The sequence below is a fragment of the Micromonospora sp. AMSO12t genome (assembly GCF_008806585.1).
In the GTDB taxonomy this organism is placed as follows: Bacteria; Actinomycetota; Actinomycetes; order Mycobacteriales; family Micromonosporaceae; genus Micromonospora; species Micromonospora reichwaldensis.
The window spans coordinates 1-13,242 of sequence record NZ_WAAS01000181.1; the positions used below are offsets into that span (position 1 = coordinate 1).

At 72.4% G+C, this 13,242-nt stretch carries 12 protein-coding genes, 1 pseudogene and 1 riboswitch; of the genes and pseudogenes, 7 read left to right on the forward strand and 6 right to left on the reverse strand.

Annotation, left to right across the window (positions count from 1 at the left end):
- Positions 1–460: pseudogene (locus F6X68_RS22780) on the reverse strand (hypothetical protein); the annotation flags it as partial.
- Between the two features lie 153 nt (positions 461–613).
- Positions 614–2,209, reverse strand: coding sequence for a C40 family peptidase (locus F6X68_RS22785; RefSeq protein WP_151456193.1), 1,596 nt, complete (start codon positions 2,207–2,209; stop codon positions 614–616).
- A 241-nt stretch (positions 2,210–2,450) separates the two neighbouring features.
- On the opposite strand from F6X68_RS22785, the gene mqnE reads away from it, so the two are divergent.
- Genes mqnE through F6X68_RS22800 form a run of 3 tightly spaced genes read left to right on the forward strand, consistent with a single transcriptional unit; the run spans position 2,451 to position 4,385 of the window.
- Positions 2,451–3,620 (forward strand): aminofutalosine synthase MqnE, encoded by a 1,170-nt coding sequence (gene mqnE, locus F6X68_RS22790; RefSeq protein ID WP_132232180.1) that lies wholly within the window; start codon positions 2,451–2,453, stop codon positions 3,618–3,620.
- 23 nt (positions 3,621–3,643) lie between these two features.
- Positions 3,644–4,066, forward strand: coding sequence for a hypothetical protein (locus tag F6X68_RS22795; protein ID WP_121397114.1), 423 nt, complete (start codon positions 3,644–3,646; stop codon positions 4,064–4,066).
- 43 nt (positions 4,067–4,109) lie between these two features.
- The gene (locus F6X68_RS22800) at positions 4,110–4,385 is read left to right on the forward strand and encodes a DUF4229 domain-containing protein (protein ID WP_151456201.1); all 276 of its coding nucleotides are present in this window, start codon (positions 4,110–4,112) and stop codon (positions 4,383–4,385) included.
- 99 nt (positions 4,386–4,484) lie between these two features.
- On the opposite strand, the gene F6X68_RS22805 is transcribed toward F6X68_RS22800, so the two are convergent.
- From F6X68_RS22805 to F6X68_RS22820, 4 genes are all read right to left on the reverse strand, one after another.
- On the reverse strand, positions 4,485–4,739 hold the full coding sequence (locus F6X68_RS22805; RefSeq protein WP_151456194.1) for a hypothetical protein: 255 nt from the start codon (positions 4,737–4,739) through the stop codon (positions 4,485–4,487).
- A gap of 124 nt (positions 4,740–4,863) precedes the next feature.
- Positions 4,864–5,910 (reverse strand): hypothetical protein, encoded by a 1,047-nt coding sequence (locus F6X68_RS22810; RefSeq protein WP_151456195.1) that lies wholly within the window; start codon positions 5,908–5,910, stop codon positions 4,864–4,866.
- Positions 5,910–6,416 carry a SigE family RNA polymerase sigma factor gene (locus tag F6X68_RS22815; protein ID WP_151456196.1) on the reverse strand — a complete coding sequence of 169 codons (507 nt, stop codon included), beginning with the start codon at positions 6,414–6,416 and terminating at the stop codon, positions 5,910–5,912. The genes F6X68_RS22810 and F6X68_RS22815 overlap by 1 nt, the downstream gene beginning before the upstream one ends.
- A 143-nt stretch (positions 6,417–6,559) precedes the next feature.
- The gene (locus F6X68_RS22820) at positions 6,560–7,918 is read right to left on the reverse strand and encodes a C39 family peptidase (protein ID WP_151456197.1); all 1,359 of its coding nucleotides are present in this window, start codon (positions 7,916–7,918) and stop codon (positions 6,560–6,562) included.
- Between the two features lie 212 nt (positions 7,919–8,130).
- On the opposite strand from F6X68_RS22820, the gene F6X68_RS22825 reads away from it, so the two are divergent.
- From F6X68_RS22825 to F6X68_RS22840, 4 genes are all read left to right on the forward strand, one after another.
- On the forward strand, positions 8,131–10,008 hold the full coding sequence (locus F6X68_RS22825) for a M14 family metallopeptidase (RefSeq protein ID WP_151456198.1): 1,878 nt from the start codon (positions 8,131–8,133) through the stop codon (positions 10,006–10,008).
- Between the two features lie 166 nt (positions 10,009–10,174).
- Positions 10,175–10,254, forward strand: a riboswitch (cobalamin riboswitch).
- A gap of 111 nt (positions 10,255–10,365) precedes the next feature.
- Complete coding sequence (locus tag F6X68_RS22830; RefSeq protein WP_151456199.1) at positions 10,366–11,304, forward strand: ABC transporter substrate-binding protein; 939 nt, start codon at positions 10,366–10,368, stop codon at positions 11,302–11,304.
- Positions 11,305–11,317: 13 nt separating this feature from the next.
- Complete coding sequence (locus tag F6X68_RS22835; protein ID WP_151456200.1) at positions 11,318–12,421, forward strand: iron ABC transporter permease; 1,104 nt, start codon at positions 11,318–11,320, stop codon at positions 12,419–12,421.
- A 44-nt stretch (positions 12,422–12,465) separates the two neighbouring features.
- On the forward strand, positions 12,466–13,242 hold a 777-nt coding region (locus F6X68_RS22840), incomplete at its 3' end, for an ABC transporter ATP-binding protein (protein ID WP_225852371.1).

Genomic DNA, 13,242 nt, shown 5'->3' on the forward strand with positions numbered 1-13,242 from the left:
CCGGGTTGACCGGCGCCGCCCGGTAGATCCGGGCCTCGCCCGTCCGGGAACGGATGGCCCCGGCCTCGTCCGCCGAGATCCGCCGCATGCCCGGTACGGCGGCGCTGGCCCGCGCCCCCGCCGTGCCCCGCTGACCGGGGACCGGGGTGGCCGCCGGGGCACCCGTCCCGGCGGCCCGGTAGGTGGTGCCGGCGCTCGGGCCGGTCGGCGGCACCGCCTCGCTCCCGCCGGGCGCGGCGGCGGTGGCCACGGACACCCGGCCCCGGGCCGGCGCGTCGGGCTGTCGGCGTACGTCGTCGGAGGGCGGCTCGGTCGACGACCCGGACGGCCCCGCCGCGCCGTCAGCTGTGGCCGGCGTCGGTGCGCCGACGGACGTCAGGGGATGCGGTGCCCCGGCACCGCTCCGGTCGGGCGCGGATCCGTGGTCGACCGGCTCCGCCGGAACCTCTTGCTCGGCCATGCTCGCCCTCCGCGCACGCTCGCGCCCGGATCCGCGACATCGGACCGGGCGTGCCTGTCTGTCACCGTGCCACATTCCGGCCCGACGGCACAGCCGGAGCGTGTTCCGGGGGCGATGTCGGGCCGATCCCGTCGGTCGGCCCGGGGACCGTGGTCAGCTGCCGGAGCTCGCCGAGGCGGTGGCCGACGTGCTGGCCGAGGTGCTGGCCGCCGGATCGGAACTGCTCTGCGCCGTGGTCGGCGCCACACTGCCCCCCGAGGGGCTCGGCGACGAGGCGTCCGAGCTGCTCGGGGACGGCGACGGCGAGGTCGACGTGTCGGGCGTGGGCGTGGGCGAGGGGGTGCCGGTCGGCGTCGGGGACGGCGAGGTCGACGGTGACGTCGACGGGCTCGGCGACGGCGAGGTCGGCGAGGTCGGCTTCGGGCTGGTCGGCGGCTTCGTCGCGGGCGGCTTGCTCGGCGTCGGCGTCGGCGATGGGGTGCTGACCGGTGCGGGCACCGCCCCGATGACGCGGGTGGCGGCGTAGAGGCGCGACCAGCGCACGGTGGAGATCTTCACCACGTCGCCGGTGGTCGGCGCGTGGATCATCTTGCCGCCGCCGACGTACATGCCCATGTGGTGGATCGTCGTCCAGCTGGTGCCGGAGGCGAAGAAGAGCAGGTCACCGGGGAGCAGCGCGGTGCGGGACACGGTGCGGGACCGGGTGGCGTAGTACTGGTCCCGGGAGACCCGGGGCAGCCCGTAGTAGCCCGCCGACCGGTAGGCGGCGTAGATGAGGCCGGAGCAGTCGAACCGGTCCGGCCCCTCGGCGGCCCACAGGTAGGGGTCGCCGAGCTGCGCCTTGGCGTACGCCAGGGCCTTCAGCGCCGTCGGGTGGGCGGCCAGCCCGTTGGCGGTCTCGTTGCCGAGGTAGCCGGCGCCGAGGCGCTGCTCGGCGGCCTCCTGCTGGCGCTCGATCTCGACGAGCTGGGCGGCGTTGTCCCGCTTCAGCTTGTCCAGCTTCTTCTCGGCCGCGCGCAGGGCCTTCTCGCCGGCGGAGTATTCCGTCCTGACGCCCGTGAGGCGGGAGTCGGCCGAGACCATCGCCTGGCTGGCGGCCTGCTCGCCGGTGCGGGCCCGGGACACCTCGCCCTGGGCGGCGGTGGTGCCGCCCTCGGCCTTCTCGCCCCGGATGATCCGGGAGAGCCGGCTCAGTTCGTGCAGGTCGTTGGCGAACTCGCCCGGCGGGAGGGCGGCGGCGGCCTTGAAGGCGCCCGCGGCGGCGGCGTCGGCGCCCTCCTGGGCGCGCGCCACCGCGTCCCGGGCGAGGGCGAGGTTGCGCTCGGCGGTGGCACGCTGCGTCTCGGCCTCGGTGCGCTTCTGCTGGAGCAGGAGCAGCTGGTCACGGAGCTGCCCGACCTGGGCCTCGGCGGCGTAGATCTGGGCGGCGAGCGGGCCGTTGCCGACGTTGCCGGCCGGCACGCCGGGGACCGTGCCCGGCAGCCCGGGGACCGTGCCCGGCAACCCCGGGACCGTGCCCGGCAACCCCGGGACCGGCGTGCCGCCGGGGAGCTGGAGCTGGCCGCTGTAGGACGGCCGGGACCCGGTGTCGGGGACGCTGGTGGGCAGCGACGGGTCGGCCTGGACCGGGTTGGCGAGGACCGTGGCGGCGACGGCGCCGAGCAGGGCGGACCAGAGCGCCGGGCGCAGCACCGGCGAGATCACCGGACTCCGCCGTCGCTGCCGTCGCCCGTGCCTGCTGTCGCCCATTCCGCTCCCCGTCCGGCCTGCGTCGCCGCGCCGGGTGGGCGCGGCCGTCGGGACGCTACCAGTGTGCGGCGAACGTCCCACCCTGTCTTACCGCACCCAGGCAACGATGTCGATGCGTCGGCAGGTAACAGGAGCCTGAGAGTTCGGTGAACCGGCGCACGGGGGCCGACCATGCTGCGGCGGCGTCGGCGGGCCGACGTACGCTCGATTCCTACCGCAGGTGGAAGGGACGTGGCTTTCGATGGACGCCGGACTCAAGCGTGAGCTCGAAGCGAAGGTGTACGCCGGCGAGCGGCTGACCCGTGAGGACGGGATCGCCCTCTACGACAGCGACGACCTCGCGTGGCTCGGCCGGCTGGCGCACCACCGGCGCACCGAGCTCAACGGCGACCGGGTGATGTTCAACGTCAACCGGCACCTCAACCTGACCAACGTCTGCTCCGCCTCGTGCGCGTACTGCTCGTTCCAGCGCAAGCCGGGCGAGAAGGACGCCTACACGATGCGCATCGACGAGGCGGTCCGCAAGGCCAAGGAGATGGAGGACGAGCAGCTCACCGAGCTGCACATCGTCAACGGCCTGCACCCGACCCTGCCCTGGCGCTACTACCCGAAGGTGCTGCGCGAGCTGAAGGCGGCGCTGCCGAACGTGAAGCTCAAGTGCTTCACCGCGACCGAGGTGCAGTGGTTCGAGAAGATCAGCGGGCTGAGCGCCGACGAGATCCTCGACGAGCTGATGGACGCCGGCCTGGAGTCGCTGACCGGCGGCGGCGCGGAGATCTTCGACTGGGAGGTCCGCCAGCACATCGTCGACCACGCCTGTCACTGGGAGGACTGGTCGCGGATCCACGCCCTGGCGCACAGCAAGGGCATGAAGACCCCGGCGACGATGCTCTACGGCCACATCGAGGAGCCCCGGCACCGGGTGGACCACGTGCTGCGGCTGCGCGAGCTCCAGGACGAGACCGGCGGCTTCGCGGTCTTCATCCCGCTGCGCTACCAGCACGACTTCGTCGACTCGGCGGACGGCAAGATCCGTAACCGGATCCAGGCCCGGACGACGATGGCGTCGCCGGCCGAGTCGCTGAAGACCTTCGCGGTCTCCCGGCTGCTCTTCGACAACGTCCCGCACGTGAAGTGCTTCTGGGTCATGCACGGGCTGTCGGTGGCCCAGCTCTCGCTCAACTTCGGCGTCGACGACCTGGACGGCTCGGTCGTCGAATACAAGATCACCCACGACGCCGACTCGTACGGCACCCCGAACACGATGCACCGGGACGACCTGCTGCACCTGATCTGGGACGCCGGCTTCCGTCCCGTCGAGCGGAACACCCGCTACGAGGTGGTCCGCGAGTACGACGCCCCCGCGTCCCTGGCCGAGCGCCGCGCCGAGCCGCAGCAGGTCTGGGCCTGAGTCGGCACGTACCCTTCCAGACCATGACCGAGCAGCGGAGCGGATTCCCCCGGCGGGACGCCGAGGGGCGCATCCTCACCCTGGGCGACCTGCTCGGGGTGAGCCTGGCCGGCCTGGTCATCGGCGTGCTGGCGGTGGTGCTGTTCGACTGGGCGTTCGCGCTCATCGGCAGCGGCGAATTCGGGCGTTCGAACGGCTGGCTGGCGATCATCCTGCCGGCCTGGCTGTTCTGGGACGACTTCCGCGCCTGGGAGTTCGGCGCGGCCCGGGTGGTGTCGGCGCTGGCGGCCGCCGCCGTGGGCGTGGTCGCCGGGCTGGTGGTGGCCGGCCTCGCCGCCGGTCTCCCGCCGCTGCTCTCCGGTGGGCTGGGGGCGGCGACCTTCACCCTCGGGTACGCGGTGGTCTGGTTCCACGGCGTCCACTGGCTGGCCCGCCGGACGGGCTGAACCTGCCGCCGGAACCCCGGCGGCGGAGAACGGAGTGCGGAACGTGAGCGCGGCGGTCAAGTACACGCTGGGCCGGCTCGGCCTGTTCGTCGCCGTGCTGGCGGCCCTCTGGCTGGTCGAGATGAACATCTTCATCAAGCTGATGGTGGCGCTGGCCTTCTCGGCCGCCCTGTCGTTCTTCCTGCTCAAGGGCTGGCGGGACGAGATGGCCGAGGAGATGGCCACCGCCGCCGAGCGTCGTCGCGCCGAGAAGGAGCGGCTCCGCTCCGCCCTCGCTGGCGAGGACCAGGACCGGGAGACGCCGGGGCCCTCCAACTAGCGCGTCGGCGATGATCCCCGCCTGCTCCGGGCCGACGTCGGCGGGCGCATCACGGCCGCGCTGGCGGATCCTGGCCAGGGGCGGCCGGCGGCCGGACCGTCAGACTGTCAGGTGCCACATCAGCAGCACGCCGGGGATCAGCCCGGACAGCGACAGTGTGAGCACGGCGAGCACGAGGCAACCGGAACTCTTCGGGTGGTAGGTCTGCCCGGTGTTTATGTCGCGCCTCGAATCGGAGTTCGGAAGGCGAATGGTCTTCCCGGCGTTAATGTCGCCTCCCGCCTCCCGCCCCCAGCAGTACATGCATTCGCCCGCGTAGTTCTTTGATCGCCCGCACTTCGAGCAGTCCGCCACATTCGCCTCCTTCGATGAGGCTGCGAGTGTAGTCCACTGTTGCCATCGCTTCCGGCCTGATCTCCGATCGCACAGCCGCAGGACGAGCGACGGTGGAATCCGCCCTGTCGGCGCTGCGGTGGTGTCACCAGGTGTCGGGGTTGTCGAGGTCGCGGACCGGCTGGTACCCGCTAAGAATCGTCAGGCCTTCCGGCTCGGTGTAGCCGTTCCCCCAACCCTTGAGGAACGCCTCGACGACGCACGGCTCGACGAACATCTCCAGCACGTCGCTGCCCTGCCGGCGAGCCCGGTAGGGCCCTGCGACGAGGTCGGCTTCCCTGGCGTCGCGCCCCGGCACGGGTTGCGCCCGAACCGTCAGCCAGCGCCCGGAATCGTCCCCTACCGTCAGCGAGGCCTCATCGAAGGAGCCGTGCTCCGACCGGGAAAGCGTGACCGAGCATCCGAGCAGCCGCCCACCCGGCGGCAGTGACCGCAGGCGGAACGGCACCACGCAGCGGTGGGCGCCGTCGAACCGGACGCGACTCGCCGCGTCCGTCGCCTCGTCGCGGCCGGTCGCGTAGATGTCGAGCTGAGCCCAGAGCCCGTCAACGGGTTGCCAACGGACGAACCACAGCTTCGTGTCGCCGGACGGATCGAACCAGGCGACCCCCGGGCGGCCTCCGACTCGCACATCGGTCGGCGGCTGCGGTCGCCCCGCCGACGACAGCGTCTGCTGTAGCCCGTCGAGCGTCGCGACGCTGCGCGCCAACGCGAACCGGGCCTGCCCGGTCGGGCCCCGAAACTCGACGCTCTCGACCCCACGGCCGGCGCTCCAGGTCGCGGACGAGGCGCCGCTGACCAGGCTGTCGGTCGTGAAGTGCACCACGCCGGGATCGGCCCCCACGACCTCGGGCCGTGCGATGGCGCCGGGCTGGCCCGGTGCGTCCGGCAGCACGAGTGCCGTGGCCGACATGGTCCCGCCATCGGGTGCCCGACCGGACGGAATCACCATGACCGCCGCGGCCAGGACGACGCACGCCGCTGCCGTCCCCCCGGCGGTCAACCAGCGGCGGCGCAGTCGGAGGCGGTGGCCGCGACGCCGGGCGTGTGCCACGATCGGCGCGGGGTCGATGTCGCCGCCCGCGTGGTGCTTGAGCGTCGTGGCGAGCTGCTGATCGAGGTTGCTGGACATCAGAACTCTCCTCCTGTCCGGGCGGAGGCGGATGCGGTTGCTTCCTGCCGCTCGCGGAGTGCCGTCAGGGCCCGCTTCGCGTGGGTACGGACTGTGCCGGTGGAGCAGTCCATGATCTCGGCGATCGACGCGTCGTCGAGATCCTCGTAGTAGCGCAGGACGATCACGGTGCGTTGACGCGCCGGCAGGGTGCGGACGAGCCGCCACAGAGCGTCGCGTTCGGCGACACCGGCGGCCTCGTCCGTGGCGCCCGGCCGATCGTGCACGTCGGCGACGGAGATCTCCTGGCTGCTGTGCCGGCGCCACCACGAGTGGTGGGCGTTGACGAGCATCCGTCGGACGTACGCATCGGGCCGATCCGTCCGGGAGATGCGCGCCCAGCGGGCGTACGCCCTGGCGAGGACATCCTGAACCAGGTCCTCGGCCCGATGCTCGTCACCGGTCAGCAACCGGGCGAGCCGCACCAGCGCCGAAGTGCGGGCGAACGCGTACTCCTCGAACGTCACGCCCTATCAACGTCGCAAGTCGGCCAACCCGTAGACATCCGGCCAGCATCTCTCGAAGGACGGGACTCGTCCGGAACGGCCGAGGGGCCCGGTCGCCGGCCTGAGCCGGGCGACGCGGACCCCTCGATCGGGTCGGTGTCAGGTCACCAGTTGGTGGAGCCGGCCACCTTCGGCCACGGCTTCGTCGTGGGCTTGATCAGGTAGACGACGCCGCCGGGGCCGCCGGACACCCCGCCGCTGGCGTTGATCCGCTTGGTCCGCAGCCAGATCTGCTCGAACTGCTCACGCTTGTAGACGTTGCGCACCACGTCGTTGCTCGACGAGGCCGGGTCGTTGACGATCACGTCGCCCTCGGCGGTGAAGCCGACGATGACGAACAGGTGCCCGGAGGTGCCGTAGTTCGCCCCGTCCAGCTCGCTGGCGAGGAAGGACTGGCTGGTCACGACCGGGATCCCGGCGGCGATGAAGCGCTCCACCTCGTCCAGCGAGTGCAGCCGGGTGACCCGTCCCTCCAGGCCGGGGAAGCTGGCGGCGTACGCGGTGTTGAAGGGCCAGTTGCCGGCGCCGTCGTACTGGTAGTCGTAGACCATCCGGGCGGCGTGGTTGACCGTCGGGTCCGGGTAGGTCGGGTCGACCCAGGAGGTCTCCTCCTCGGACGCCTTGCGGCCCCAGTACTCGATCACCATCGTGGTGGAGGTGGGGGAGCACCAGGCCTGGCCGCCGCCGTCGTACTCGGGGTAGTGGCCGGCGTGGACGTTCTGCGAGTAGCGGGGGACGCGGAGTTCCCTGCCCCAGGCGATGCCGCCCTTGCTCGGCTCGACGGTGAACCGGTCGGGGACGTTCGAGCTCATCGCCCCCAGGGTGTGGACCACCGGCGCGGCCTGCTGGCCCGGCGCCCGGTAGAGGGTCAGCCGCAGCTGGTACCCCCGCAGCAGCACCCCGACGGAGGCGTCGTCGATGCTGAAGGTGTCGGTCCAGATGGTCGACCAGGGGTCGCCCTGCCGGTTGACGCTGGTGCGCTTGATGTCGGCGTCACCGGAGGCCCACCGGCCCATCACGTACCACTTGGTCTGGACGCCGGTGTTGTACGTGCCCTGCATCTCCACCTGGATCCAGGTGCCGGCCGGGGTCTTCGCGTTCCACGAGGCGATCAGCTCGGTGGCGTCGAACCCGACCTGGGTGACCGGGGAGGTCCAGGTCGCGTACTCCCAGCTCTTGGTGACGCCGGTGTGCGGGTCGGTGTAGTCGGTGGTGCCGAGCGGCCGGGCCAGCGTCACGCCCGGCCGGAGGCCGGGGACGGCCTTGGTGCCGGCGTGGGTGCCGCGACGCCAGTCGGGGTAGCGGGACCAATCCTGGAAGGTGATCTGTTCGTCGTGGACCACCGGTCGTTTGGTCGACGGGGCCGCGACGGGTGCGGCAGCGACGGCGGGTGCCGCGGTGCCGAGAAGGGAGAGTGCGGTGGCGGCCGCGAGGGCGGCCGTACGCAGGCGTGTTCTGGCCATGGGTCCTCCGCAGGGACGGACGATCGTTGCGGGTCAGTGTCCCGCTCGGAAGGAACTTTCGCCAGAGGTCGACAGTTGGAAAATCATTGCCGATGTGAGGATCAGGATGACATGCAAAGTGGGCAACGATGGATGTTGATATGACCATGTGAGCGGTGGTGAAGTGTCCTCCACCGAGCGGGATCTCCTCCCGCCCCCCGAGGAGGTTGTCCATGGCCTTCCGCAACACCACCCTCCGCCGTCGCCTGGCGGTCGCCGTAGCAGCCGGGTTCGCCCTGCTCACGGTCGCCGCCGCGCCGGCCACAGCCCGGCCGGCCCCGGACCGGGCCGACTCCGCGGCGGCGTCGTACCGGGTGCTCGGCCCGCGTACGGTCGACGACCGCACCGCCGTCGCCGGCACCGGCGCCGCCATCGACTTCGTCGAGCACGGCGTGCTGAACGTCTCGGCCACGCCCGCCGAGGCGGCGGCCATCACCCGGCTCGGCTTCCGGCTGGAGGCGGTCCCCGCCCCGTCGGCCGACGGGCACGACCACGCCGAGGGGGACGTCGGCACGGCCGCCTTCCCGCCCGCCGACTCCAATTACCACGACTACGCCGAGCTGACCGCCCTGGTGAACAAGGTGGTCGCGGACCACCCCTCGATCGCCCGGAAGATCAGCATCGGCTCCTCGTACGAGGGCCGGGACCTGATGGCGGTGAAGATCTCCGACAACGTCGCCACCGACGAGAACGAGCCGGAGATCCTGTTCAACTCCCAGCAGCACGCCCGCGAGCACCTGACCGTCGAGATGGCGGTCTACCTGCTCAACCTCTTCACCGACAGCTACGGCAGCGACTCCCGGATCACCAGCATCGTGAACAGCCGGGAGATCTGGATCGTGCCGACGGTCAACCCGGACGGCAGCGAGTACGACATCGCCACCGGCTCCTACCGCTCCTGGCGCAAGAACCGGCAGCCGAACAGCGGCTCGACGGCCGTCGGCACCGACCTGAACCGGAACTGGTCCTACCAGTGGGGCTGCTGCGGCGGCTCGTCCGGCACGACCTCGTCGGAGACCTACCGGGGCCCGTCGGCGTTCTCCGCGCCGGAGACGCAGGCGCTGCGGAACTTCGTGAACAGCCGGGTCGTCGGCGGCACCCAGCAGATCAAGGCGAACATCGACTTCCACACGTACTCGGAGCTGGTGCTCTGGCCGTTCGGCTACACGTACAACAACACCGCTCCCGGGATGTCGACGGACCAGTACAACACCTTCGCCACGCTGGGCCAGCAGATGGCCAACACCAACGGCTACACCCCGCAGCAGTCCAGCGACCTCTACATCACCGACGGGGACAGCATCGACTGGATGTGGGGCCAGCACGGCATCTGGGCGTACACCTTCGAGATGTACCCCGGCTCGGCCGGCGGTGGCGGCTTCTACCCGCCCGACGAGGTGATCCCCGCCCAGACCTCGCGCAACCGGGAGGCGGTTCTCCTGATCAGCGAGTACGCCGACTGCCCGTACCGGGCCATCGGCAAGCAGGACCAGTACTGCGGTGGTGGCGGCGGCACCACGGTCTGGTCGGACACCTTCGAGACGGCCACCGGCTGGACCATCAACCCCAACGGCACCGACACCGCGACCGCCGGGGCGTTTGAGCGGGGCACCGCCCAGGCGACCAACTCCAGCGGGGCGAAGCAGCTCGCCCCGTACGCCGGCGCCAACGACCTCGTCACCGGCCGGCTGGCCGGCACGGCGGCCGGTGACTACGACCTCGACGGCGGCGTGACCAGCGCCCGGTCGCCGGCGGTGACCCTGCCGTCGAGCGGCACGCTGACGCTCTCCCTCGCCTGGTACCTGGCCCACGGCTCGAACGCCTCGTCGGCCGACTACCTCCGGGTGAGCGTGGTGCACAACGGCGGCACCACGGCCCTGTTCACCCAGTCCGGGGCGGCCACCAACCGCAACGGCGCCTGGGCGGTGGCCAACGCCAACCTCACCCCGTACGCCGGTCAGTCGGTGCGGATCCTCGTCGAGGCGGCGGACGCCTCGGGCGCGAGCCTGGTCGAGGCGGCTGTGGACAACGTCACCATCACCAGTTCCTGACCCGGCGGGGCCCCGTTCCGCCCCGGCGGGGCCCCACCACCCCGTTCCGCAGACGTCGATCCAGGGCGTGTCGCCGCCGTTGGTGATCAACGAGCGCCGATGCGCCCTGGATCGTCGAGGCACGTCCGGGGCGTGCGCTACGGTTCTACCGACCACGCGCAGCGAAGCCGGTGCGAAACCGGCGCTGTCCCGCAACTGTGATGACCCGCCACCGGCCGCACCCGGGCGTGGCGGGGACGAGCCAGGTCGCCTGCGTCCGTGGTCGCGACACGCGCTCTCGAGGAAGGGCGCCTCGCGGACGGGCGCCACCGCTCCCTGTCGGCGAAGCACCACGCTCCTCGACCGACAGGAGGACCCGTGCTCAGACGTACCCCCCGGCTCTTCGCCGCGACCCTCGCGGTGGCCGCGCTCGCCCTCGGCGCCTGCGCCGAGAAGAGCTCCGACGACACCCCCGCCGCCGGCGCCAGCTCGGCCGGCGCCGCCTTCCCCGTGACCGTGGGCACGGTGACGCTGGAGAAGCGGCCCGAGAAGATCGTCTCGCTCTCCCCGTCGGCCACCGAGATGCTCTTCGCCATCGGCGCCGGCAAGCAGGTCACCGCCGTCGACGACCAGTCGAACTTCCCGGCCGACGCGCCGAAGAGCGACCTCTCGGGCTTCACCCCGAACGCCGAGGCGATTGCCGGCAAGAGCCCCGACCTGGTGGTCCTCTCCGACGACCGCAACAAGATCGTCGATCAGCTCACCGCGCTGAAGATCCCGGTCTACCAGACCCCGGCCGCGACCACGCTCGACGACAGCTACCGGCAGATCACCGAGCTGGGCGCCCTCACCGGCCACGCGGACGAGGCCGCCGACGTGACGAAGCGGATGAAGGACGACATCACCAAGCTGGTCGCCGACCTGCCGAAGCGCGCCGAGAAGCTCACCTACTACCACGAGCTGGGCCCGGAGCTCTACACGGCCACCAGCAAGACCTTCATCGGCTCGCTCTACACCCTGGTGGGCCTGGAGAACATCGCCGACGCGTCCGACGCCGACGGCAAGCAGGGCGGCTACCCGCAGCTCTCCCAGGAGGTCATCGTCAAGGCCGACCCGGACTTCGTCTTCCTCGCCGACACCAAGTGCTGCAAGCAGAGCGCGGAGACGGTCAAGGCGCGTGCCGGCTGGTCGGGCGTCACGGCGGTCAAGAACAACCAGGTCGTCGGCCTCGACGACGACGTCGCCTCCCGCTGGGGACCGCGCGTGGTGGACCTGCTCCGCGTGATCGTCGACGCCACCGCCAAGGTCCCCGCGTGACCCGCACCCGTCGATGACCGGTTCGCCCGCGCAGGCGCCGCCCGCCCGGCGGGCCGGGACGCTCCCCGCGTCCCGGCCCGCCGGGCTGCGGCCCCGCTGGCTCGCCGCCGGGGTCGCCGCGGTGCTCGTCGCCCTGGTCGCCGGTGTGTCCCTCGGCCCGGTCAGCCTGCCGCCGGGCAGCGTCGCGGCCGAGCTGCTGAACCTCATCCCGGGGGTACGCCTCGACAGCGGGCTCTCCGAGCGCGAGATCGCCATCGTCACCGAGCTGCGGCTGCCCCGGGTGGTGCTCGGGCTGCTGGTCGGCGGGCTGCTGGCCCTGGCCGGCGGCTGCTACCAGGGCGTGTTCCGCAACCCGCTGGCCGACCCGTACCTGCTCGGGGTGGCGGCCGGGGCCGGGCTCGCGGTCACGGCGGTCATCACCCTCGGCGCCGGGGCGGGCGGCGCGCTGACCGGGCTGCCGCTCACCATCCCGCTGGCCGCGTTCGTCGGCTCGATCGGCGCGGTGGCGATGACCTACCTGCTGGGTGTCTCCGGCGGGCGCGGCCGCTCCACCGCCACGCTGATCCTCGCCGGCGTGGCCGTCTCCGCGTTCCTCTCGGCCGGGCAGACCTACCTGCTGCAACGCAACTCCGACAGCATCCAGCAGGTCTACTCCTGGCTGCTCGGGCGGCTCGCCACCGCCGGCTGGCACGACGTGCGGCTGGTGCTGCCGTACTTCCTGCTCACCGCGTTCGTGGTGCTGCTGCACCGGCGGGAGCTCGACGTGCTCTCCGTCGGCGACGACGAGGCCACGAGCCTCGGGCTGCACCCGCAGCGGTCCCGCTACCTGCTCATCGCCGCCGCCTCGCTCGGCACCGCCGCCGCCGTCTCCGCGTCCGGCCTGATCGGCTTCGTCGGGATCATCGTGCCGCACACCGTCCGGCTGCTCGCCGGGTCGAGCTACCGGGTGATCCTGCCGCTCTCGCTGCTCTTCGGCGGGGCCTTCCTGGCCCTGACCGACGTGGTGGCCCGTACCGCCGCCGCCCCGTCGGAGATCCCGATCGGCGTGGTCACCGCACTGCTCGGCGGCCCGTTCTTCGTGCTGGTGCTGCGTACCTCCCGCCGGATGCTCGGGTGAGCGCGCGGCGGGGGCCGGCCGCGCGGCCGGCGGACGGTGGGGCCGTGGGGGCCGCCGACGTGGCCGCCGTGCCCGCCGTCGAGGTGCGCGACCTGCACGTGCGCCTGGACGGCACGCCGATCCTGGCCGGCGTCGACCTGACCGTCGCCGCTGGCGAGTGGGTCACCGTGATCGGCCCGAACGGCGCCGGGAAGTCGACCCTGCTGCGCGCCGTCGGCGGCCTGCTCCCCGCGCCGGGCGCCGTCTCCCTCTTCGGTACGCCGAGCGAGGCGCTGCGCCGCCGCGACCGCGCCCGGGTGGTCGCCACGGTGGCCCAGTCCCCGGTCGTGCCGGCCGGCATGACGGTGCTCGACTACGTGCTGCTGGGCCGCACCCCCTACATCCCGACGCTGGGCCGGGAGTCGGCCGCCGACCTGGCCGCCGTCCACGAGGTGCTCGACGGGCTGGACCTGGCCGGGTTCCACGACCGGGAGCTGGCCACCCTCTCCGGCGGCGAGCGGCAGCGGGTCTTCCTGGCCCGGGCGCTGGCCCAGGGCGCGACCCTGCTGCTGCTGGACGAGCCGACCAGCGCCCTGGACATCGGCCACCAGCAGGAGGTGCTGGAGCTGGTCGACCGGCTGCGCCGCGAGCACGGCCTGACCGTGCTCGCCACCATGCACGACCTCTCCATCGCCGGCGAGTACGCCGACCGCATGGTGCTGCTGGCCGACGGCCGGGTGGTGGCCGCCGGCACCCCCCGCGAGGTGCTCACCGAGCAACTCCTGGCCACCTGGTACCGCGCCACGGTCCGCGTCATCCCCGGCGCCCAAGGCCCCCTGGTG